The sequence below is a fragment of the Lyngbya sp. CCY1209 genome (genome assembly GCF_055795065.1).
In genome coordinates this window covers 1-23,175 of sequence record NZ_JAYFER010000414.1, presented here as the reverse complement: position 1 = coordinate 23,175, position 23,175 = coordinate 1, and the positions used below count along the sequence as shown (strand labels likewise).

The 23,175-nt window shown below is 54.0% G+C and carries 16 protein-coding genes; 7 read left to right on the top strand and 9 right to left on the bottom strand.

The annotated features are described in order from the left end of the window. The first annotated feature begins 217 nt into the window (after positions 1 to 217). The 4 genes from AC0QHF_RS12290 to AC0QHF_RS12275 all read left to right on the top strand — a co-directional run bounded on the left by AC0QHF_RS12290 (position 218) and on the right by AC0QHF_RS12275 (position 7,917). Positions 218 to 4,210, top strand: coding sequence for a transporter substrate-binding protein (locus tag AC0QHF_RS12290; protein WP_324704507.1), 3,993 nt, complete (start codon positions 218 to 220; stop codon positions 4,208 to 4,210). 236 nt (positions 4,211 to 4,446) lie between these two features. After that, entirely contained in the window at positions 4,447 to 5,121 is a 675-nt protein-coding gene (locus AC0QHF_RS12285) for a fasciclin domain-containing protein (protein ID WP_375341419.1), read from the top strand. A gap of 382 nt (positions 5,122 to 5,503) precedes the next feature. Continuing rightward, positions 5,504 to 5,794, top strand: coding sequence for an RNA recognition motif domain-containing protein (locus AC0QHF_RS12280; RefSeq protein WP_324704506.1), 291 nt, complete (start codon positions 5,504 to 5,506; stop codon positions 5,792 to 5,794). 353 nt (positions 5,795 to 6,147) lie between these two features. Continuing rightward, a complete protein-coding gene (locus AC0QHF_RS12275) occupies positions 6,148 to 7,917 on the top strand; it encodes a hypothetical protein (protein ID WP_324704505.1) in 1,770 nt (589 codons plus the stop codon). Between the two features lie 192 nt (positions 7,918 to 8,109). Here AC0QHF_RS12275 and AC0QHF_RS12270 read toward each other — a convergent pair whose 3' ends face one another. The 6 genes from AC0QHF_RS12270 to AC0QHF_RS12245 all read right to left on the bottom strand — a co-directional run bounded on the left by AC0QHF_RS12270 (position 8,110) and on the right by AC0QHF_RS12245 (position 13,369). Next, positions 8,110 to 8,778 carry a pentapeptide repeat-containing protein gene (locus tag AC0QHF_RS12270; protein WP_324704504.1) on the bottom strand — a complete coding sequence of 223 codons (669 nt, stop codon included), beginning with the start codon at positions 8,776 to 8,778 and terminating at the stop codon, positions 8,110 to 8,112. A gap of 43 nt (positions 8,779 to 8,821) precedes the next feature. After that, a complete protein-coding gene (locus AC0QHF_RS12265; protein ID WP_324704503.1) occupies positions 8,822 to 9,262 on the bottom strand; it encodes a hypothetical protein in 441 nt (146 codons plus the stop codon). A 27-nt stretch (positions 9,263 to 9,289) separates the two neighbouring features. Next, the gene (locus AC0QHF_RS12260; protein WP_324704502.1) at positions 9,290 to 10,369 is read right to left on the bottom strand and encodes a ferritin-like domain-containing protein; all 1,080 of its coding nucleotides are present in this window, start codon (positions 10,367 to 10,369) and stop codon (positions 9,290 to 9,292) included. A 49-nt stretch (positions 10,370 to 10,418) separates the two neighbouring features. Beyond that, positions 10,419 to 12,236: a GMC family oxidoreductase gene (locus AC0QHF_RS12255; protein WP_324704501.1), complete on the bottom strand. Its 1,818-nt coding sequence runs from the start codon at positions 12,234 to 12,236 to the stop codon at positions 10,419 to 10,421. Between the two features lie 381 nt (positions 12,237 to 12,617). Further along, positions 12,618 to 12,998, bottom strand: a complete 381-nt coding sequence (locus AC0QHF_RS12250; RefSeq protein ID WP_324704500.1) for an alpha-hydroxy-acid oxidizing protein — start codon at positions 12,996 to 12,998, stop codon at positions 12,618 to 12,620. Positions 12,999 to 13,075: 77 nt separating this feature from the next. Next, positions 13,076 to 13,369 carry a hypothetical protein gene (locus tag AC0QHF_RS12245; RefSeq protein ID WP_324704499.1) on the bottom strand — a complete coding sequence of 98 codons (294 nt, stop codon included), beginning with the start codon at positions 13,367 to 13,369 and terminating at the stop codon, positions 13,076 to 13,078. Between the two features lie 231 nt (positions 13,370 to 13,600). Here AC0QHF_RS12245 and AC0QHF_RS12240 point away from each other — a divergent pair, with 231 nt between their 5' ends. Then, the gene (locus AC0QHF_RS12240; RefSeq protein ID WP_324704498.1) at positions 13,601 to 16,339 is read left to right on the top strand and encodes a tetratricopeptide repeat protein; all 2,739 of its coding nucleotides are present in this window, start codon (positions 13,601 to 13,603) and stop codon (positions 16,337 to 16,339) included. 59 nt (positions 16,340 to 16,398) lie between these two features. Further along, on the top strand, positions 16,399 to 21,165 hold the full coding sequence (locus AC0QHF_RS12235; RefSeq protein ID WP_324704497.1) for a tetratricopeptide repeat protein: 4,767 nt from the start codon (positions 16,399 to 16,401) through the stop codon (positions 21,163 to 21,165). A gap of 80 nt (positions 21,166 to 21,245) precedes the next feature. Here AC0QHF_RS12235 and AC0QHF_RS12230 read toward each other — a convergent pair whose 3' ends face one another. After that, complete coding sequence (locus AC0QHF_RS12230) at positions 21,246 to 21,917, bottom strand: sulfotransferase family 2 domain-containing protein (RefSeq protein ID WP_324704496.1); 672 nt, start codon at positions 21,915 to 21,917, stop codon at positions 21,246 to 21,248. Between the two features lie 187 nt (positions 21,918 to 22,104). Beyond that, the gene (gene tnpA / locus AC0QHF_RS12225; RefSeq protein ID WP_324704495.1) at positions 22,105 to 22,503 is read right to left on the bottom strand and encodes an IS200/IS605 family transposase; all 399 of its coding nucleotides are present in this window, start codon (positions 22,501 to 22,503) and stop codon (positions 22,105 to 22,107) included. 72 nt (positions 22,504 to 22,575) lie between these two features. Between tnpA and AC0QHF_RS12220 the strand changes: the two genes are divergently transcribed. After that, positions 22,576 to 22,857: an HU family DNA-binding protein gene (locus tag AC0QHF_RS12220; protein WP_324704494.1), complete on the top strand. Its 282-nt coding sequence runs from the start codon at positions 22,576 to 22,578 to the stop codon at positions 22,855 to 22,857. Positions 22,858 to 22,993: 136 nt separating this feature from the next. Here the strand turns inward: AC0QHF_RS12220 and AC0QHF_RS12215 are convergent. Further along, positions 22,994 to 23,175, bottom strand: a 182-nt coding sequence (locus AC0QHF_RS12215; RefSeq protein WP_324704493.1) for a hypothetical protein, incomplete at its 5' end; no start/stop codon positions are given.

Genomic DNA, 23,175 nt, shown 5'->3' with positions numbered 1-23,175 from the left:
TCAAAAAGACTTTTGATTTGGGAATGCGTGAGTTGATGACGGGTGAGTTGTTCCCCCGAATGGACAGGTTTTTGGCAAGGGTGTATCTTAGCAAAGTTGGTTAAGATCGAAGGTGTGTTCCGTAGAATAGACCCGAGGGGCATTCAACATCGGCCAAAACATGAGGGTGCAGTTGGAATCGGTGTTTGTGCTCAAGTTCTATAAGCGTTAAGCAGCTATGCCAGGTGTACGAGTCGGGATACTGCATTCTTTGAGTGGGACGATGGCGATCAGCGAAGCCCCTCTCAGAGATGCCGAACTGATGGCAATTCATGAAATCAACCAGAGCGGCGGAATTCTGGGCCAGTTGATCGAGCCGGCGATCGAAGATGGGGAATCGGATGCCGCCTGTTTTGCCCGCAAAGCCCGGACACTGATTCAAGAGAAACAAATTACCACCCTATTTGGGTGTTGGACCTCCGCCAGTCGTCTGGCCGTCAAACCCGTCTTGGAAGAGTTGAACGCCCAACTGTGGTATCCAGTCCAGTACGAAGGACTCGAAAACTCGCCCCACATTTTCCACACCGGCGCCTGTGCCAACCAACAGGTCGAACCCGCTGTATCCTGGCTGTTGGAAAATATCGGCAGTCGCGTCTACCTGCTCGGTTCCGACTACACGTTTCCCCACGCCGTCAGCCAACTGGTCAAAATTCAGCTCCACCAAAAGCGGGGGCGGGTGGTGGGGGAAGCCTACGTCCCCTTCGGTGTCCAGGACTTCCGCTCGGTGATTTCCCGCATCCGTCAGGCCAAGCCCGACGTCGTTTTCAACACCCTCAGCGGGGACGGCAACGTCGCCTTTTACCGGCAGTTTCGGGAGGCCCGGCTCACCGCCGAGCAGATCCCGATCGTGGCTACCTCCGTCTCCGAAACCGAACTGCAAAGCATCGGAGACGCGGCGGCCGGGCACCTGAGCTGCTGGAGTTATTTCCAGAGTTTGGACACCCCCGAAAATCGCCGATTTGTCGAACATTTCAAAAACCGATACGGGCGCGATCGCGTCACGAGCGACCCCATCGAAGCCGCCTACACCCAAGTTTACCTGTGGAAGCAGGCCGTCGAGCTGGCTGAGTCCTTCGAGCCGGAGCGGGTGCGCGTCGCCGCCTACGGCCAAAACTTCCTCGCCCCCGGGGGGATCGTGCACATGGAACCCAACCACCACGTCGGGAAAGTCTGCCGCATCGGCCGGGCCCGGGCGGACGGCCAATTCGAGATCCTCCACACCAGCCCCCACCGCATCCACCCCCTGCCCTGGCTGGGATTCGAGGCCGAAACCTTCAACACCTCCGAAATGGTGATCTCCCTGCTCGCGGAAGTCAGCCAGAGTACCGAGCGGGCCGAACAACTCCAACAGAAGTCCCACGAACTCGAACGGGCCCGCCTGCAACTCCAGCAGGAGATCGAAAGCCGCAAACGGGCCGAAGCCCGACTCAAACAGGTCAACGAGCAGCTCGAACAGATCGTCGAAGAACGGACTGCCGCTCTGCGGGAATCCAACGACCACCTGGTCCAGGAGATCGTCGAACACACCCGCGCCGCCGAAGCCCTCCGCACCGCCAACGCCCGCCTGCAGGCGGTATTGGAGGCCGTCCCTGGCACGGTGTCCTGGATCAGCCGGGATTTACGGTACATCGAAGTGAACCAAGCCTTGGCCGACCTGTTCAAGCTGCCCCGGGACGCCTTCGCCGACCGCCACATTGGCTTCCTTGGCACCAGCTCCGAATTCAATGACTTCGTGACCGACCTGTTCGCCTCCGGTGATCGCGAGGCCCACCGGGAAGTCCGCACCCAAATTGACGGTGAAGACCGGCACTATTTGATCGTGGCGCAAAAATACGACCGCGATCGCGCCGCCTTCGTCGTCGGCATCGACATCACCGAGCGGCGACGGGCCGAAGAAGGCCTGCGACAGGCCAATCTCCGCCTGCAAGCCGTCCTGGAAGCCGTCCCCGGCACGGTATCCTGGGTGACGTCGGACCTGCGCTACCTGGAAGTCAACCAACAACTGGCCGACCTGTACGGCCTGCCCCGGCAAACCTTCGCCAACCAACACATCGGCTTCCTCGGCCGGGGTTCGGAATTCCAGAAATTCGTGCAAAATCTGTTTGAAACCCCCCAAGTGGAAGCCTACCGGGAGATCTCGGTCCTCCTCGACGCCCAACGGCACTACTACCTGATCGCCGCTCAAAAATATGACGATAACCGCGCCGCCTTCGTCATCGGCATCGACATCACCGACCGCAAGCGGGCCGAAGCCGCCCTGCAAATGACCCAAAATCAGTTGGAAGCCGTGCTCAACGTCGTCCCGGGCACCGTGTCCTGGATCGACTCCGATCTGCGCTACCTCGGCGTCAACCGATTCCTCGCCCAAACCTTCGACCTGCCGGCGGAAGCCTTCGTCGGCCAGCACATCGGTTTCCTGCAGGCCAGCCCGGAATTCAACGGCTTCGTTCAGGCTTTTTTCCAGAGCTCCAATTCGGAAGCCTATCGGGAAGTCACCACCTACGTCAAAGGCGAACCCCGGGAATACCTGATCGCCGCCCGAAAATACGACGGGGGCGACGCGGCCTTTTTCGTGGGCATCGACATCAGCGATCGCCGCCGCGCTGAGGAAGCCCTCAAACGGGCCGAAGCCAACTATCGCAGCATCTTTGAAAATGCCGTCGAAGGCATCTTCCAAACTACCCCGGACGGGCGCTATATCAGCGCCAACCCCGCCCTGGCAAGGATTTACGGCTACGAGTCCCCCGCCCTGCTGATGACCAATTTGATCGACATCAAAGCTCAACTGTACGTCGATCCGCGGCGGCGGGAAGAATTCGTCCAACTGCTCTCGGAGCGGGGGTCGGTGGTGGATTTTGAATCCCAAATCCGGCGGGCCGACGGCCGGGTTCGCTGGATTTCCGAAAATGCCTCCGCCATCCGCGACGACAAGGGCGAATTGCTGTACTACGAGGGAACCGTCGAAGATATCACCGACCGCAAAGAGGCCGAAGCCGCCCTGCAGCGGGCCAAGGATGAGTTGGAACTTCGGGTCGCCGAGCGCACCGCCGCCCTCCAGGAGGCCAACCACCACCTGGTCCGGGAAGTGGCCCAACGGCGGCGCATCGAAGCCGCCCTGCGGGAGTCCGAGGCGGAATTGCGGGCGCTGTTTGCGGCTATGACCGACGTGATCGCGGTCTTCGACGGGGAGGGGCGCTATAAAAAAATTGTCACTACCAACGCCGAGGTGATCTACACGCCGACGGCCGACCGCCTGGGAAAAACTGTGTTCGAGGTGTTTCCTCCCCCCCAGGCCCAACTGTTTTACGACCACATCCAGAAGGTGATCCAAACCGGGCAGACCCTCAATTTGGAATACAGTCTGCAACTGGCTCCCCCCCGGCCGGGGGAGACGGGGGCCGTGAACGCCGTGCAATCCGAGACGGGGGACTTGGTCTGGTTCGCCGCCACCGTTTCGCCGATGCCGGACAACAGTGTGATTTGGGTGGCCCGGAACACCACGGAACGACGCCGGGTCCTCGATGCCCTGCGGGTGGAACAGCAGAAGTCCGAACGGTTGCTGTTGAATATTTTGCCGCGCTCGATCGCCGAACGCCTGAAGCAGAACCCCCACTCCATCGCCGAGCGGTTTGAACGGGCGACGGTGATGTTCGCCGACCTGGTGGATTTTACCGGGTTCTCCTCCCGCATCGCCCCCACGGAGTTGGTGGACCTGCTCAACGATATTTTTTCCTGTTTCGACGAACTCGCCCAGAAGCACCATTTGGAGAAAATTAAGACCATCGGGGATTCTTACATGGTGGTCGGGGGCGTGCCGACTCCGAGGGACGACCACGCCGAGGCGATCGCGGAAATGGCCCTGGATATGCGGCGGGAAATTGCCAACTTCCGCCGGGAAGATGGCGAACCCTTCCGTTTGCGGATCGGGATCAACACCGGGCCGGTGGTGGCGGGGGTGATCGGGACGCGAAAATTTATTTACGACCTGTGGGGGGATGCGGTGAACGTCGCCTCCCGTATGGAGTCCCAGGGGGAGGCCGGACGCATCCAGGTCACGGCGGCCACGAAAGCGGCCTTGAACGACAAGTACCTTTTCGAGGAGCGCGGCGTCATCCACGTGAAAGGGCGGGGACAGATGGTCACGTTCTGGCTCAAAGATCGCCAGGGGTGAGATTGAATCCCGCCAGGATGGGGAATGGGGCGTAGGGAGTCGGGAGTCGGTATTAGGGAGTCGGGAGTCGGCAACAGGCAACAGCTCATCTGGCAGGCGATCAGAGCGAGCCTCCGGTCGCCCCGATCCCCCCCCGGCCCCGACTTGCCGGCTGACTTGACGCTCTGTTAACTTGTGTTAAGATGCGTTAAATTAAATCAAACTCTATTCGAGTGTCTTCTGGGAGTTCTGTGCACATGAATACAATGACTCTGCTCGGCAAACGGTTTTTCCTCCTGTTGGTCGCCCTCGGCGGCGCGACGGTTCTGGCGGCCTGCGGCCAGCCCTCCGCCACCGACACCACGGGAGAATCCGGGGAAGAAATCGTAGAAACCACGGAATCTGTCACTGCCGAACCCGTCGCGGATGAAACGATGGCTCCCGTCGAAACGGAAACGGCCGACGCGGAAGCCGATGCGACGGGCGAAGAGGTCGCGACAACGATGGAGTCTGATGCGGCAGACAACATTGTGGCGATCGCCAGCAGCCAAGATCAATTCAGCACCCTGGTGGCGGCCCTCGACGCGGCAGAATTGGCCGAAGTCCTGTCCGGCGAAGGTCCCTACACCGTCTTTGCCCCCACCGACGAAGCATTTGCGGCCCTGCCCGAAGGCACCGTCGAAGAACTGCTCAAGCCCGAAAATAAGGATCAGTTGATCCAACTTCTTACCTACCACGTCGTCCCCGCCAAGGTGACGGCCGCCGAAATTACCGACGGTTCCGTTGAAACCGTCGCCGGGGAACCGGTGACGCTTTCCGTGGCTGACGGTATGGTGATGGTCAACGAAGCCACGGTTGTCGAAGCCGACATCATGGGCAGCAACGGCGTGATCCACGTCATCGACAAGGTGATCATGCCCTCTCAAATGTAATCTTGGTGCATCTAGTCCCCCCTGCATGAGAACCGACCGCTTCCTGGAACACTCATGCAGGTTTCGCTTTTCTCCCCCAGGGCCGGCGCGATCGCGGGCCATACGGTTCCGAAAAGGCCGGATAGCGCAGCGGAAGGGTGTTTTCGTTTCTCGGCCGTCCGGGTGGGAGACGAATTCTAAAGCTGACCTTAAAATATACGAGAAAAATCGGCAGTTACTATTCCCAACGGTTCCGTTATGGTGCTATACTGAATCGTGGAGGATTAAGTATCGGTTGTAGCATTTGTTTCAAGTCTTAACGAGTTTTTCGCGTTGTGTGCTGGCAAGTTTCTCTCCGAGAACCTCACTCTCTACGCAACTCTTCTGGTTTAGGAGATAGTTTATGTCGATTTACGTCGGTAATCTCGCTTATGAGGTTACAGAAGAAGATCTAACTGAGGTGTTTACCGAGTACGGATCGGTCAAGCGGGTCAAGTTGCCCACAGATCGGGAGACAGGTAAGATGCGCGGCTTCGGGTTCGTCGAATTGTCTACGGAAGCCGAAGAAGCGTCAGCCATCGATGCCCTCGATGGTGCGGAATGGCTGGGTCGCAACCTGAAAGTTAACAAGGCGAAACCCCGGGAAAACAGAAACGGTGGTGGTCGTCGGGGTAACTTCTCTCGCAGCTACTAAATTGAGAAGCCGATCGCCCGAGATATCCCATTGAAGATTTTGAGGGTCGGTCTTCATCTGGAAACTCGCAAATTTCGGAATCCGTCTGATCCCGATCGCAATGTATAGGGCTGCACGCCCGGTGTGGGCCTGTGGGTTGTAGGGAATTGAAACCGCCCCCCCCGCCCCCATCCCCCCCAGCCCCCCTTTGTAAGGGGGGGGCTGTTTCATTCTCGGTTAAAAATTGTCGAGGGTGATGAGGAAAACCGCTGAAGGGAGACAAGAGCAAGGGTTTTTTCCGGTTAAAAATACCTTTTGATAACGGGCGATCGCCATCAAGAACCATTGACATTGGGTGTTCAATCGATCCGATAATGGAACCCTCACCTCGGTGGTGGGGGTCTTTTTGTTGGGAAATGTTGCGATCGCCGATGTCCGAATCGAATTTCATCACCCACCCGAATCGAATTTTTCCATCTCAGACAAGCTTTTGGCGGGTTCTGAGCCTGACATTTGCAACCCTTTACGGCATTTTGTCCCTCAGACAGGCGTTTGCCGCCCCGAATTTAGTCCACGACGACGCGAGACAGCACATTTTTTGGATGCTGCGGTTCGTCGATCGCGACCTGTTTCCCGACGATCTGATCGCCGATTACTTCCAATCCGTCGCCCCTCGGGGATATACATTCGTTTATCAATTGGGGGCGATCGCGGGCATCGATCCCTTCACCTTCGCCAAAATCATCCCCCCCATTTTGGGGTTATTTTGCACTTATTACAGCTTCGGATTGTGCGTCGAAATTTTGCCGATTCCCGCCGCCGGTTTGATCGGTTCCCTGGTGGCAAATCAGGCGATCTGGATGAAAGACGACCTCGCCTCCGGGACACCGCGGGCGTTTATTTATCCGATTTTTTGGGCGTTTTTGTATTATCTCGTCCGGCGTTCGATCCTGGGGGTGGGAATAACCGTCGCCGCGATCGGGTTATTTTATCCCCAATATGTGTTCGTCGCCCTGGTCATCCTAACTTTGAGACTGGTCAATTTTGAACAGGGGAAATTGACCCGTTATAAAAATAACCGAAATTACCATTTATTCGGAATCGGATTAATTGTCGCCGTGATGGTGTTGCTTCCCTACGCGATCGCCACCTCAGAATTCGGCCCGACGATTGGCAAAGCAGAAGCGATGAACTCCCCGGAGTTTTTTCTGAACGGGCGAAGTCTGTTTTTTCACGATAATTTTATCGACATTTGGTTCACCGGGCGACGCAGCGGGATGTTTCCCAAATCCCTGTTTACTCCCGCCACCCAATGTGCCGGTTTGTTGCTGCCCATTTTGCTGCTGTTCCCCGCACAATTTCCGGCGATCGCCAAACTCAAAAGCGGAATTTGGGTGCTATTGCAACTGCTGATCTCCTCGGTTTTCATGTTTTTTGTCGCCCACGCCTTTCTGTTCAAACTGCACCTTCCGAGTCGGTACACGGGGCTGAGTTTTCGCATCATTATCGCCGTCGCCACCGCCATCGCCTTAACCGCCATTCTTGAGAAACTGTCGGGGATACTGAGACGCGATCGCTTGCAATGGAAAAAATGGGTGTCCGGCAGTGCTATTTTCTCGATCGTTATTTCACTATTATTTTATCCGGCATTCGTCCCCTACTTTCCCCTGATCAAATATCGCCAGGGGCGGATGACCGAAATTTACGAATTTTTCCAAAACCAACCCAAAGATATCGTCATCGCATCCCTATCCGGCGAAGCCAACCAACTCCCCACCTTCGCGCAGCGATCGGTTTTGATGGCGCGGGAATATGCCATCCCCTATCAAATCGGCTATGCCGACCAAATTCAACGGCGAACCCTCGATTTGATCCGCGCCCACTACAGCCAAAATCCCCGAGAACTGCGAGATTTTATTGAAAAATACGATATCGATTTCTTTTTGATCGACCCTTATTCCTTCACCCCGGAATTCATCGAAAATAACGATTGGATGTTCATTTTTCCGGAAGGCGAAAATGCCCACCAACTCTTGCGACAAAATCCCGATATTTCATTGGCGAAGGAGGTGAGGCGCTGTACGGTTTTTCAAAGTCCGAGTTGGATTATTTTGGATGCCAATTGTATTTTGAAATACGAGTGATGGATGATCAAATGCGGCGATGAAGAGACCGCGCGGACGGTGGAAATGTTTGACCGGATCAGCCGGGCGGCTACGAGTCAAGATTCACAACTGAAAATCACGTTCAATTTTATTTGAAATCCCGACCTGTAGCCGCAGGCTGTTAAGAATTGGCGGGTTCACCAAAACCAAGCGTCGCAGCGATCGCCCGACTTAATCGACGGCTCCAAACTGGGAGACATCTCCGTTGTAAATCGTATCATTGGGCATCCGGGCCCGAAACAAATCGGCATCCGAGAACTTGCTATTGGTCAGAGTGGCTTGGGATAACCGGATGTCCCTCATCGAGGCACCGGAAAAATCTCCGCCGGACAAATCAGCGCCTGATAAAATCGCACGGTTGAAATTGGCACCTTTCGCGATCGCATTCAATAACTTCGCACCGGATAAAATCGCAGATTCTACATCGGTTTGGGTGAGAGTTGCACCGGACAAATCTGCCCCATCCATCAGGGCGTTGTATAGAATGGCATCGGAAAAATCAGCGCCGATTAGCTTGGCTTTTGATAAAGTGACAGCAGATAATTCCGCGTTCGATAAATTCGCTCCGCTCAGATCCGCGCCTGCGAGTTTGGCTTCAATCAACAAAGCTCCTGATAGATTTGCATTCGATAGATTGGCATCAATCAGTGCGGCACCGTACAAATCCTTATCGGATAAATCAACTCCCGACAGATCGCATTCATTACATTCGTTGGTGAGAAGTAATTGATCGTAATCCGATCCAACGAAAGCGTCAGCGGGCGCACCCCAGAGGGTGACACTCAGGAGAACGGGGAAGACAACGGCAAACAGTCCGCGAAACCAAGATTTAATGTTCATGTTTGACCTTGATGAGGGTATTTTTTGGGCAATTAACCTTCAATTAACGGAGGCGAACCGAAGGCGGATAACTCCAACTTTCATATCCCGGCGCTTTGGCGCCGGGGGGGTTGACGCCGACCGCCGACCACACCAGCCCTTCCGGATAAGCGTGGGGACTGGCAATGAAGGTACCGTCATTAACCGGGGTTCCAAATTTTTCCCGCCATTCCGGGGGAAGTTCCTCCCAGGTCGCCATGTACCAGAGTTTCATGATGTTGCGGGCGATCGGGCCGAGTTTTCCAGATGTCAGAACCGCATCCGCGCCGTGATCGTGAAAGGTTTGCAGCAGTTCCGCCAACATTTCGCTGCCGACAACGCCCCGAACCGTGTCCAAGTACAGGGTCGATTGACCGGTTCCGAGCAAATGAAACCGAGAAAATCCGGTAACTTCTACGGAGAAATCCAAGAAATACTCCATCAATTCGGGCGAATTAATATCCACTCGTGATTGACCTCCAAAAAATGATGATTAATAAATCGGAGCCGCATTCACCCCTTCCTGGCCGGGAATGGGGTTGCGAATAAGCTGGGTCGCCAACTCCTTGAGTTTGAACATTCCCGCGATCGCCGGCAGCAACTTGTCGGGATGACCATTAAAGGCAAATTCAATCTGTGCGAGGAACTGACGGTAAGCTTTTTGGAAGTCCTCGGCGTGAGTGTAGACCTCGGAGCCGGCCGGATAATCGCCGAGTTTGGCATCTTCCAACACCGGATAAACGGCGTCCCAATCCACGTCAAAAGTTTGACCCGTCGGCTGATTGGGGTGATCGGAGTTGAGGGGATTCTCTTTATCGATCACGTAGTATTGACCCAACTGCAACTGTTGGAAACGGTAGTAATGGCTCAGTTCCCGTTCCGCATCATAAATACTTTCGTGTCTCGATCCCTCGCCTTGCTCTTGAATGATCCTCAAGGCGCGGACGGCGGATCGAATATCGGTGACGGGGAGAATTTCTCCCCCCCCGTCGTAGTAATATTCGGGGGTAACTTGCTTCTTCGGATCGCCGCAGAAAAGATTTTTACCTTGGCTCTTGTACTCGCGATCGAGTTCCTGCATACCCCGGATCAGCTCCGCGTAGAACAGCCCGATGCTGTAGTAAGTTTGGGTGGGATCGAGACCCTGAATCCGCAGCCATTGGTTTTCGTTGCGGGGAAGTACCAGGGGCGCATCGTCCGGCACCTCCTTGGACCGTTCAATGTTCATAAACATCTCTACGGTGTCGGGGGAAAACTTCCTCAAGTGAACTTTAAAGTCGGTCGCTCCGGTGGGCAGATAGGTGGGATAGTCCGGGATAAAACTATCTGCGGTCAGCACGCCTTTGATATTTCCCCCGACTGCATTAAACACGTTGGCGACCAGGGTGAGATGGAGCATTTCTTCGACCACAACGGCGCGAATAATGTGGAAAGCTTCCAGGTTCGATCCGGGTTTGAGGGAATACAGGGCGGTGATGTAGGGGGGAAAGGTTGCGTGTTCTATCATCATCCCCTGAATCAGATAGTAATGCAAATCCTCAACCGTTTTAATCAACCTTAAACGATCGGTCATAGGTAATACCTCTGTGGGCGAGAGTTTCTGGGTTTGTCGTTTTTAGAGCCTAAGCGTTCAAATCCTTGATCATCTGCTCGCAAGCGAGAAAAGCGAGGGCGGCGATGGTCAAGCTGGTGTTGGAACTGCCGATGGAGGGCATACTTCCCGAGCCGAGCAGGTAAAGATTTTCGTGATCCCAAGACCGCTGCTGAGTATTGACAACCGAGTTGTATTTCGTCGTTCCCATCACGTGAGTGCCGGAAAAGTGGTTGCCGCCCCGGAACCAGTAGCCCTCGCCTTCGTACTCAAAATAGGCGGGGTCGGACCGGTCGTAGTGGGTATGATCTTCGGCTCCCAAACGCTCAAAGATCGTCCGAGAAAGCTGGCGGCAGTATGCCATTGTTTTTTTGCAGTAATCCGGGATATCAAAGTGAATCACGGGGCGATAATTGCCCAGTTGATCTTTGTAGTTGGGATCGATGGTGACTCGGTTGCTCGGGTCGGCGGGCAATTCGCACATGAAAGCCAGCAACAGTTGGCGCGAGATCCGGCTGACCAGTTCTTGGCGGAGTTCGGAGCCATATTTGCGGTTTTTGTCGACCGCCTCCCTGACGATATCGGTCGCCCCCGTTCCTGACCATCCCCAACCGTCGTTGTGGATATCAATCGCGAAAGCGCAGTGTTCCTTGCGGAATTGTCCGGTGCGGAAGCTGGCAATCCCCGAGGTGACGAGGGGCCCGCGCATCGTACCGGTGACTTCCGGCATCAACGCCCAAGCCAGCAGAAAGGGATGGTCCATCAGATGGCAGCCCATCAGTCCGCTCGTGCTCGGCAAGCCGGAAGCCAGCATCAGCTTGGCATTTTCCACGGCATTGGCCGCCAGCACGAATAAACGCCCTCTGACGGTTCCCACCGTATGCTGGGGAGAGCTTTTCTCTTTGTAGTGTTTGTATCCAATGGCGGTGACGCGACCGGTTTCGGGGTCGATTTCCACCTTGGAGGCGACGGCCTGGGGCAGCAGGTGAACGCGGTCGGGAAAGGCGATGCTGTTCAGGGTTTTTCGGGCGTCGTACTTGGCCTGAACCGGACAGATGGGGACGCAGTTGGCGTTCCCTTGGCACCGTTCCCCGTACTCCACCGGGTGAACGCTGGCGAGTCCTTCGGGAGCGAAAAGGTAAGGTTTGTAGTCGGGGTTGGGAATACCGTTGCGGCCTTGGGGAAAGGTGCTGAGTGTTAATTCCCGCGTCTCTCCGTCGATCTCGACAGTCGTCCCCTCTATTTTCTTGCCCACGATCTGATCCAAATAAGAGGGGGGCAATTCTTTCATGGGGAAAACATAGTCATCGTGTTCAAAGGTGATGCCCAGTTTTCTTTGTCCGGCGGCGTCCCCAGAAACTCCAATTTCGGACTCGGCTTGGCGATAGTAAGGCCAAAGATCCCGATCCGCGATCGGCCAATCCAGACCGTGTTTGTAGTTGGTCTGCAATTTGAAATCGTCCGGTAGCATCCGCAGGGTTTTCCCTTCCCAGTGCATGGTGGTTCCCCCCAAAATTCGGGTATAGGAACCGCTCAGGGGCACGGATCCTTTTTCCTCGAAGTACCCGAAAGCACCATCCGTTGGGCTGGGGGCATTGGCGTTGTAGGGATAGGGCGAGTTGGGATGCTTTGCCACCGACCCGTAGAAGGTTTCCAGGTAACTTTGAAAGCCCTCAAGGGTCAACCCCTCGCCGGTTCCCGCCTCGATAATTAAGACGGTTTTTCCCTGTTCGCTCAATTGTTTCGCCGCGATCGCACCAGCTACTCCGGCTCCCACGATGACCACATCATAGAAGGTTTGAGAGGCGGTCTGGCAATCGACTCGTACAATTTTTTGACCTTGACTCATATTTTCTTTAGGTTTCTCGATCAATTTATGGAGTCAACGGCGATTTCTCTCCTGCCGAAATGACGGCAGAATCATTGATGTTACAAATTGGCCAGATAGCTGAATGTATCCTGGCTTGAGAAACGCCAGATTAACTAGGTCTATTCAAAGGGATGCACTACCATAGGTTTGTCGCAAAAAATTGCGACAATTATTTTTCCAATTTAATTCTTGTTGAGCCAGCCTAGTGGGGAGCAAAGAGCGAGCTTGAAAAAGGCTGATGATGCTAGACCTAATTGATCACGATGACCCTCCAAAAGATAAAGTAACCCGGTTTTTGGGCAATGTCAAGAGATCGTGGCAATTTTTTGGACCAGCCGAAGATGATCTCAAAAAAAGATATCAAACTTTCCGTTTCTTTCCCGTGTCCCCGAGCCGGTGGGGATGAATTTTCCGGCGACTTGATGAGGGAGTACCAGAGAAACAATGGTGCCGGATTCGGATGGCCCAACTCCCGTCAATATGGGCGATCGCCCGACAGCAACTCAAGGCCATTGCGACATCCAATTCATCCCGCAGCCCATCCCAAACCGGGCCGACTCCGGCCTCTTCATTGGCGGCGAGTCCCCACACAGGACGCCCGACCCAAACCGCCTTCGCCCCCAAGGCCGGGATTTTGAGGATGTCCGTCCCCCGGCGGATGCCGCCGTCGATGAGAATGTCGGCTGTGTCCCCCACGGCTGCGGCCACCTCCTCCAAACTGCGGGTGGACAGGTAACTCAACAGCGTCGTCAGCCCCCTGTTCGTAATTGAACAGGTTGATGGGTGGGTTGAGGGTGGGGCGATCGCGTTCTAAATACTTATTGAGATTGCAGCTCTCGGGTGACTTCTTCGCAATTTAAATCCTGCAAGTCGCCGGATTGCAGTTGCAAGTCCGTTTCGGCATTTTGGCGGATGCGATCGACGAGTTGGGTGGCCTGTTCTTCGGTCAAAAGCCCTTCCTGCTTCGCCGTTTCCGTGGTGATGCAGACCCCCAGCAACGTGCCGCCGGCGATGCCACCGAATCCTCCGATCGCCGCCCCCCCGACAAATCCGATGCCGCCGCCGACGAGGGCGGTGGCGATCGCGATCAAAACAACGTAAATTGGCTTCATTGGTCCGATTCCTCAAGCCCCAAAATTCTGACACACTTTAGCACAAATCCGGGAACTCCCGGCCGGCGACACTTGCGATCGCGGCTCGGGAAACCAATCCGTTGGTGAAGGGGGAAGGGAATGTGTCAAAATCGATCCGGTGGGAAGCCTTGCCAAGCAGATAGAGTGTCCCCCTCTCGAACTCTCAACGGGAATCAGACATCCCAACTTCACCCAAACCTCGAAACCCGAATGAGCATTGAACAAATGCAGTCGTCGGCTCACAATGAGTTGACCCGAGGAAATTTTGATCGCGCCTTTGCCATTTGTCGGCAAATTCTCAACCGAGATCCCAATTCCGTCCTCACCTATCAACTGCTGGGGACGGTTCAAGAGGCCCTCGGACAACCGATCGCGGCGATGGCATCCTACACGAGGGCCCTGGAACTGGCCCCCGACCGGGCGGAAGGGTACGTCTACCTCGCCCAACTGTACCGGGATCTGGGGTGGTGGGACGAGGCGGTTTCCTTCTACGAACAGGCGATCGCCCGCGCTCCGAACTGGGGGGAACTGCACTATTATTTGGGGATGGTGCGGCACTGGCAGGGACAAATCGACGCGGCGATCGACCGTTACCGGCGGGCGCTGGCCCTCAATCCCAAGTTGTCCGGGGCCTATCTCGACTGGGCTCTGCGGTTGAACGAGCGGGGACAGATCGAAAAAGCCATTCAAGTCCTGGAACGGGGCCGAATTCGCTGTCCGGACGCCAAAGAAATTCTCAATACCCTAGGATATTTGCGACTCCAGCAAGATCGGGTGGAAGAGGCGATCGCGGTATTTGAACAAGCGATCGCCCTCGACCCCGAAGATGGGTTGGTTTATAACAATCTCGGCTGGGCTCTAACCACTCTGGGAAAAACGGCCGAAGCGATCGCCGCCTACCGCCGCGCCGTCGCCCTCGAACCCGATTTGGCGGTCGTCCACAGCAATTTGGGGAAGTTATGGCAGCGGCAAAATCGCCACCGAAAAGCGATCGCCCGTTTCCGAGAGGCGATCGCGATCGAACCGGACAATATCATGTTTTACAGCGATTGCGGCAGCTCCTGCCTCGCCGTCGGTTGGCTGGACGAGGCGATGGCTTGCTTCCGAAAGGTGATCGCGATCAAACCCAAATTCGTGCGGGCTTTTTGCCAACGCTTCGGTTCCCTTACCCCCGCCGACGCCGGGTCCGACGAACTGCTGCTGGCACAAATCGCCTGCGCTCACTTTTTGGAAACCCTGCAACAATTGGATTTAGCGATCGGGAACTCTGAGAACGGCGGCGGGTCTGAAGACACAAGCCGGGATGTCCCCGATGCTGTTTACGAGTATTTGGAGGCGACCTACCATCACTTGGGCAACGCCCTCCACCAGTACGGCGAGTTCGACGCGGCGACCCGGTACTATCAACGGGCTCTCCGAGTCCGACCCCTGCGGATGGAGACGTATTTGGAGTTGGCAACTTGCCTCGTCAAACAGGGGCGAGAACGGGCGGCCCTGGCGGTGTGCCACATGGCCCGGACGATAGGTGCGCTGTCGCCGATCGCATTCTCGCCCCGGGTGTACTGGCTGCTGGGGAATCTACTCGAACGGCAGGGCAACTCGGAATTGGCGATCGACTATTACAGCAAAGTGCTGCAAGCGGAGGAGATGGGGAATGGGGAATGGGGAATGGGGAATGGGGAATGGGGAATTGTCGATTCTCCCCCTACCCGCCAAAACACTCGGGATTGGTTGGAAGCCAACAATTTGAGCGATCGCCACTATATCCCGATTCGACTGGGGAAGGAGACGGGGGAAGGTTCAGAGAATTTCCCCACCCCCCGAGACATTCCGCCGCGCTGCGGTGGGTTGGATTGTCCCCCCTGTTTGCGGCGGATTTTCGGCGGGTTTCGAGTCACCCATTTGGGATACGGCTTGCAGCGGCGGACGGCTTCCCCGGGGGAGGTGAGAGTCCCGTTTGAAACCTTCGTCGCGGCTATTCCCGGCGGGCGGGCCTGGATCGTCCCCCAGGAAAATTATTGGAAAGTCTGCCGCGCGATCGCCACCCTGACGCCGGATAATCGACTGTTAACGGACTTGTCCCGGGAATATCCCGCCCCCCTGCCGGGGTGTCCGAAACCCGAACCGGAGCAACCCTGGATTTTGCGAGCCCCCCCTCGATCTCCCCCCCGGGAAATTGATGGGACGGTGGCGGTACTCTCGGGAATTTCCGGACACATCTACTTTCACTGGATGGTGGACGTGCTGCCCCGCATCGAACTGTTGCGACAGGCGGGGGTGGACTTCGATCGCGTCGATGGGTTCGTCGTCAACAGCCGCCAACTGCCATTTCAGCGGGAAACCCTGAATCGCCTGGGCATTCCGGAATCTAAAATTATCGAAAGCGATCGCATCCCCTATCTCCGGGCGCGGCAATTACTCGTTCCCTCCTTCGCCTCCCCGACGGGATGGCTGCAACCGTGGGGGTTGGAGTTCCTGCGGCGGACGTTTTTGCCCCGGGCTCAGGGAGATGCGGGGAACTATCCCGATCGCATCTACGTCAGCCGCGCCACCGCCCGACATCGGCGGGTTTTGAATGAGGAGGAAGTGATGGCGGTTTTGGAACCCTTGGGGTTCGTGCGAATTCTACTCGAACAACTGTCCTTTTCCCAACAGGTGGCACTGTTCTCCCGGGCGAAAATTATCGTCGGCCCCCACGGTAGCGGGTTGACCAATTTAGCCTTCTGCCGGCCCGGGACGAAGGCGGTCGAGTTCATTTCCCCGCACTACGACCGCCATTACTACTGGGTGATTTCTCAGGCGTTGGGGTTGGAACACTATGCCATCACCGGAGACGGCTTTTCCTGCTATCCCCTGCGATCGCTGATGTACCAAAATTCCCTCACTGAGGATATCTGGGTGAGTCGGGCTTCCCTCGACCACATGATAGGGCAGTTGGGAATCTCGTGAAAAAAATCTTTTGTCAACAAAGCGCCAAAACCCATTACAATTAACCCTTGGGAATCGAAATGAGTGTGTCCGATCAGAGCCAAACCATGCAAGCCAAAGAGATCCTGCAAAAAAGCGTCCAATTCCTCCAGCAACAAGCGGAAGTTTACCTGCGGCAGGGGCAGATCGACGATGCCCGCAAGGCTTGCGAACAGCTATTGAAGATTCAACCGAATGCGGCGGCGGGATTTAAGATCCTGGGGGATGTATCCCTGCGCCAGGGAGATCTCGAAGGAGCCAAACAACGTTACGCGAAGGCTCTGGAACTGCAACCCAACTGGGCGGAGGCTTACGCCAATTTGGGCAGTCTCTACGCCCGATCGCAACAGTGGGAACAGGCGATCGCGGCATTCCAAAAGGCGATCGCCATCAAGCCGGAATTTGCCGGAGCTTACCGGAATTTAGCAAAGGTCTGGACTCAACTCAACCGCACGGCCGAAGCCCTGCGGGCCCAATATAAAGCCTACACCCTCGAACCCCAGGCGGTGACGGCACAGGATCACCTCAATCTGGGCAATACGTTTCTGCAACAGGACCAAACAGCCGAAGCCGCCATTTGCTATCAAAACGCCATCCGCCTCGATGCCACCCTCGCCGCAGCCTATCACAATTTGGGAGAAGCCCTGAAACGACAGGGGAAAATGCCCGAAGCTGCCCCCTATTTCCGCAAGGCGATCGAATTGAAAGCCTGGGGGGGAACCGCCCAGACTCCCGCCGACACCCTGGCGGCGGCGACGGCGACTTCCGGAAATGTCGCCCCCTCCCAAGATACCCTGGCGGCGGCGACGGCCGGACCTCAGGCGACACCCCCTCAAAATGCAACCAACGGCATCCCGGTGAAGCGTCCGGCTAACCCGGAAACCCTGCTGCAAGAGGCGAAAGCCTACTGCGCGATCAAGCAGTGGGAACCGGCGGTTTCGGCCTGTCAGAAGGCGCTGCGACTCAATCCCCAATTGGCGGAAGCTTACAAAATTCAGGGAAATGCCCTGCAAGTGTTGGGGGAAATGGAGGCGGCGGTGCGCTCTTACAATAAGGCGCTGGAAATTCAGCCCCAGTTCCCGGAGGTTTACGCCAATTTGGGCAGTCTCTACGCCCAGGAAGAACGCTTGGAAAAGGCCTTGGGTTGCTACCAACAGGCGATCGCCCAAAATCAAAATGTGGCGGGCTTCTATCGCAATTTGGCGAAGGTATTGGAGCGGATGGGACGGAACCCGGAGGCTTCCCGCTGTCTGGAGCGGGCCTGGGCCTTGGAGCCGGACAAGGCGTCCCCGGAAGATCACGTCCGCCTGGGCAATACCCGCTTGGGTGAGGGTAAGCCGGAAGAGGCTCTGGCGAGCTACCAGCGGGCGCTCGAAGGCGACCCCCGACTGGCGGCGGCTTATTTCGGCATCGGCAAGGCGAAGGCCTCTCAGGGGGCTTGGAACGAGGCTGAGGGGGCTTACCGTCAGGCGATCGCCCTCGACCCGAAGCCGGGGGTATTTTATCAATCCTTGGCCGAGGCTTTCGTCGGACAGGAAAATATGGACGGGGCGGTGGCGATTTACCGCCAGTTGTTGCAGGCGAATCCGAATTGGGCCTGGGCTCACCACCAAATCGGGGAAATTCGCAACCGACAGTGGAAGTTGAAAGAGGCGGAAACGGCCTACCGTCAGGCGGTGGGGCTCGACCCCAATTTGGCGCCGGCGCACTACGGTTTGGGGACGGTGCTGGCGCGGCAGAAGCGCTGGGCTGACCTGGTTCCGGTGCTGAGTCGGGCCCTGGAGTTGGACGCGAATGCGGCGGACGGCGCGGCTTACAAGAGTTTGGCAGACGGGTTCTCTAATACTGACCGGAAGGATGAGGCGATCGCGCATTACGAAAAAGCCTCGGAACTCGACGGGGAAAATGCGGAGATCTGGCAGAAATTGGGGGATCTGCGCCGGGATAAGGGGGCCTGGGAGGATGCGATCGCGGCCTATGAAAAGGCGAACCAGTTGGACCCGGATCTGTTCTGGTCCCACAACGGTTTGGCGGACGTGCTGCTGAAGTTGGAGCGCTGGGAAGAGGCGGTGGAGGCTTATCAGAAAGCGATCGGCCTCAAGTCGGATTATTCTTGGTCCTACAACAGTTTGGGGGATGCCCTGGCACAGTTGGAGCGCTGGAAAGAGGCGGCGGAGGCCTACCGGCAGGCGGCGCGGTTGAATCCGGAGTTCCCCTGGTCCCACTACAATTTGGGCGAGGTGGCCGCGAAATTGGGGAATTGGGAAGCGGCGGTGGATGGCTACCGGGGTGCGATCGCGGCCCAGTCCGATTTGCCCGCCATTCAGGAAAAGCTGGCGGATGCCCTGCGGGAGCGGGCCAAACAAGATTTAGAAGAGGCCCTGGGATATTACCGGCAGGTGATGGAGCAGGAGCCGGACAATGTGGCAACCTATCATAAGGCGATCGAAATCAGGCCGGATGACGCGGGGCTTTATGTTAAGTTGGCGGATACGCTGGCGCGGCACACCGAGATGGACGGGGCGATCGTCTTTTACCAGATGGCGCAGCAACTCGAACCGGATGATGGGGAAATTGCCGCTCGGTTGGAGCAGGTGATTCAAAAAAAAAATGAGGGCCTAGAACGACCTATAGTTGAAAAACCCTCGGAGGAAATCGTCCCTCTTCCCCTTCCTACTCAAAAAAAATCTCGTCCATCTGAGCAAAAGTTTCCCATCGATCAAGAAAGTTATGAACAGTGGTTGAGGGAAAATTTGCCCAGACCCGCTGACTTGCGCCAAATGTCTCAGGCGGTTAATTATCTGGGATACAAACCGATTATCAGTGTGATTATGCCCGTGTATAATACCCCTGAACGGTTTTTAAGACAGGCGATCGAATCTGTAACTAACCAAGTTTATCCGAACTGGGAACTCTGTATCGCAGACGACAATTCAACCGAACCTTGGGTTCAACCGATTCTCGAAGAATATGCCAGAAAAGACAACCGAATTAAAGTCGCTTTTCGGACAGAAAACGGTCATATTTGTGCCGCCTCTAATTCTGCTTTAGAATTGGCGACAGGAGAGTATATCGCACTGTTAGATCATGATGATGTGATCACACCAGAAGCCCTTTATGAGGTGGCACTGGTACTCAATCAACATCCCGATGCGGATATGATTTATTCCGATGAAGATAAGTTAGATCAATACGGTCAACGAGTCTTCCCATACTTTAAACCCGATTGGTGTCCTGACTCATTCTTGGCACGGATGTACACCTGTCATTTAGGGGTATATCGTCGGGAGCTTGTCAATGCAGTCGGTAACTTCCGAGTCGGCTATGAAGGCAGCCAAGACTATGATTTGGTCTTGCGGGTTACAGAAAAAACCGACAAAATTTTCCATATTCCCAAAGTTCTCTACAGTTGGCGACAGCATGGCGGTTCCACCGCCTACGACCCCAATAGTAAGCTCTATGCTTATATAGCAGCCGAAAAAGCCCTGAATGAATCCTTTATTCGTCGTGGGGAAAAAGCCCGAATTGTTTCCGACCATCAAAATTTGCCCGGTCAGTACACCATTCGTTATCACATCCAAGAATACAAACGGGTTAGCATTATTATCCCAACTCGAAATCTCGGAACGACACTCAATCATTGCCTGCGGTCAATTTTTGAGAAAAGCACTTATCCCAACTATGAAGTGGTGGTCATTGACAATGGCAGTGACGAACCAGAAACCCTGGATATTCTCAAGGCTTGGAAACAAAAAGAACCCGAACGGTTTAGCTGTTACGAGTTCGACGTACCTTTCAACTATCCCCAGATTAATAACTACGGCGTGAGTAAAGCCCGGGGAGATTATCTGCTGTTTCTAAATAATGACACCGAGGTATTAACTCCCGACTGGATAGAAGCGATGCTAGAACAGGCTCAACGTGCTTCAATCGGCGCCGTGGGGCCTTTGCTACTCTACCCCGATGATACGGTCCAACACGCCGGGGTTGTATTGGGAATTGGCGGGGTTGCAGGCCACAGCCACAAGGGTTATCAGGCCCACCATTTGGGTTACTACAACCACCTGATTACTGTCAACAACTACTCGGCGGTTACGGGAGCTTGTTTGATGTGCCGGCGAGAGGTTTTTGAGGAAGTCGGCGGATTAGATGAAGAATTTGCTGTGGCGTTTAATGATGTGGATTTCTGCTTGAAGTTGGTTCGCCAGGGATATCGAAATATCTATCTTCCTCATGTGGTTTTATATCACTATGAGTCTAAGAGTCGCGGGTATGAGGATACCCCAGAAAAAGAAGAACGGTTTAAGCGAGAATCGAAGTTAATGAAACAGCGGTGGGGAGATTTATTGAAAAACGATCCTTATTATAATCCTAACCTGAGTCGCATCCGACAGGATTACAGCATTCGCCTCAATAATGACGAGAACCAGGTGATGGCGATATTCCTTTCTGAAGATCAGGAGGCGTTTTTAGGATGTGCGATCGACTCACCAAAGCTACACCAGCCTTTTGATGAAGAAAATATGCTGGTTCAGGGGTGGGCGCTTGGCAAGTATTCTCCCGCTGTTGGTATTCAGGTTATGTGCGGCGATCGTATCATTGGGGAATCAAAAATGAACCAGGAACGTGGTGATGTGGCTAAGGTATTTCCAGATGTACCCCATGCTCTTGATAGCGGGTTCGTGAAAACCATTGATGTCAGTGAAACACCCAGTGAAGTCGAAATTTTGATTCTAGCTCTGATGCAAGACGGCAACCAGGTTCCCTTAGCAACATTATGTCTACGACATGGCAACTCAGATGATTAGACTTAGATCTAACAATAGCTATGGAAGAAGGAACCCAGCTTTTTTAGGCACACCTTTGTAAATTCACGCAGCCACAACAATTACATGATTTCTGCAAATCTTTTCTCGAAAATTGACTGGGCTTTACAGTATAGGTCTAAGTCTTTTTGGTTCTTGCTTTCTATCAGTTTCAAAGATTGATAATCTAATGAATACTGCTCATCAACTTTTTTTTGAGGATTATCATTTATTTTGACATCCTTAATCTCAAGGTTTGTCAGTTTATTAAATAGTTTAATAGAATCACTATAGCGCTCAGTAATTCCTATAAAAAATAGCTGGTCAAGTTCTATCCCCTCAAGGGCTTTAGATTGTTGATTAGAAAAATGGGGATTGCTGAAAAATTCCTCCATAGATTTATCATACCCATAATGTCTACGAAAATGCTCGTAGTTAGATATAGAGCGCTGAATTGGGTGTCGCAAGAAAGTAGCAAATTTTGTCGTGTCGTCTACAATTGGCTGATACTTAGCAATCTCAAAATGACCATATACAGCTTCAAAGCCCTCCGATTTAAATGATTTCACAAAAGATGTTAAGTCACCTTTATCTATCGTCTCATGTACCAATGGGGAAGTTTTTGGGTCAGCCCCATACTCAAAAATACACTTGAGTTTTTTTTCTATTTGAGACCTAAAAGAAGTGCCAGCCGTTTTAGGGATATGAATCAATAAAAATGTATTATTTGGTAATTTTTCAGAGAATTCGGTCATAATTTCAATCTCTAAGTTTTTCCCAGCTAATTTACTATATTTGATTTACTGTAATGCAGTATCTAACCCATCTATTGATATTTGTCTTAGGGTAGCATACCACAGTATACCTGCCTTAACCAAAATAGTCTATCAACTTCAACAGCAGAGACATTGATAGTTATCGACTGGTCTGTTGGGTCTTGTTTCATCCTTTTTTCCCTTGGTGTTTCACATAATTCTCAATAATCTCCTGAGAGATGGTCTCCGATGTCGAAACTAGGTAGGAACGAGTCCATATTGATGGTAGCACCAGCAAATGTTCAAACTCTTTACGGAGGTGACGGGCTGTATAGGCTTTGATTCGATGGATAATCTGATGCGGGGCTAGGGTCGGCGGGCAGTCCAAAAAAGCGTGGACGTAGTTGGGCTGGATCTCGAGAGTCAGAATTTCGACCTCTAAATTGGCGCAGACCTCTTGGATTAACTCCCGGAGTCTGATGGCTACCATCCCCTTGAGTACCTTGCGTTTGCGACGGGAACTCCAAACCAAGTGGTAGCAAATCAAAGATCTTGACGTTAGATTGTGTCTATAGACTTGACGCATAGACAAACACCTGCTACAGTAGACTTAGAACAATAATTTTGCTACCCCCACCTATCATAGGAGCTTCTGGGTATGAAGAAAAGTGAACTCGTGCAGCACGTCGCCGAACAAGCCAAACTGCCCAAGAAAAGGGTGAGAACGATTCTCGACTTGGCTTTTGATGCCATCTCCCAGGAAATTGAGAAGGGTGAGTCTGTCGTGATCCGGGGTTTAGGCAAATTTACCCCCAAAGAGCAACCAGCAAGAACCAGAACCCACCCAGAAACTGGTGAAACCACTGAAGTCCCAGCACGTACAGTGGTTAACTTCCGGGTTATCAAACCCTCTAAGGATAAAGAAGAGGCAGATTCATAATCACAGTTGATTAACAATTAACAGAGAGAAGCTGTTAGTATATAGAACTTTAGGGGCGTATTATATACGCCCTATTGCTTTAATTTTGGGAGCGGCTCTACAAATTCTAACCATCTCCGTTTGTCTGCAAACTTTATTAACCTCTAATTTGATTCAAGTCATCTCTCCACTTGAGCAGATCTTTTTCTATTTGAGCAAGTGAAGGTTGAGACGGAGCCTGAGCAGTCAACTCTAAATCTAGTTCTGGCTTGTACCCAAATATCTCAAAATCAGCGCGGTAAATATTAGCAATATCCCGAACTAACTCCTCAGAGTAGA

Coding starts and splice junctions, on each gene's coding strand:
- AC0QHF_RS12270 (WP_324704504.1), bottom strand. CDS start 8,778: ATGAACATTAAATCTTGGTTTCGCGGACTGTTTGCCGTTGTCTTCCCC.
- AC0QHF_RS12275 (WP_324704505.1), top strand. CDS start 6,148: ATGGAACCCTCACCTCGGTGGTGGGGGTCTTTTTGTTGGGAAATGTTG.
- AC0QHF_RS12230 (WP_324704496.1), bottom strand. CDS start 21,917: ATGACCGAATTCTCTGAAAAATTACCAAATAATACATTTTTATTGATT.
- AC0QHF_RS12245 (WP_324704499.1), bottom strand. CDS start 13,369: ATGAAGCCAATTTACGTTGTTTTGATCGCGATCGCCACCGCCCTCGTC.
- AC0QHF_RS12285 (WP_375341419.1), top strand. CDS start 4,447: ATGAATACAATGACTCTGCTCGGCAAACGGTTTTTCCTCCTGTTGGTC.
- AC0QHF_RS12280 (WP_324704506.1), top strand. CDS start 5,504: ATGTCGATTTACGTCGGTAATCTCGCTTATGAGGTTACAGAAGAAGAT.
- AC0QHF_RS12255 (WP_324704501.1), bottom strand. CDS start 12,236: ATGAGTCAAGGTCAAAAAATTGTACGAGTCGATTGCCAGACCGCCTCT.
- AC0QHF_RS12260 (WP_324704502.1), bottom strand. CDS start 10,369: ATGACCGATCGTTTAAGGTTGATTAAAACGGTTGAGGATTTGCATTAC.
- AC0QHF_RS12220 (WP_324704494.1), top strand. CDS start 22,576: ATGAAGAAAAGTGAACTCGTGCAGCACGTCGCCGAACAAGCCAAACTG.
- AC0QHF_RS12235 (WP_324704497.1), top strand. CDS start 16,399: ATGAGTGTGTCCGATCAGAGCCAAACCATGCAAGCCAAAGAGATCCTG.
- AC0QHF_RS12290 (WP_324704507.1), top strand. CDS start 218: ATGCCAGGTGTACGAGTCGGGATACTGCATTCTTTGAGTGGGACGATG.
- AC0QHF_RS12240 (WP_324704498.1), top strand. CDS start 13,601: ATGAGCATTGAACAAATGCAGTCGTCGGCTCACAATGAGTTGACCCGA.
- tnpA (WP_324704495.1), bottom strand. CDS start 22,503: ATGCGTCAAGTCTATAGACACAATCTAACGTCAAGATCTTTGATTTGC.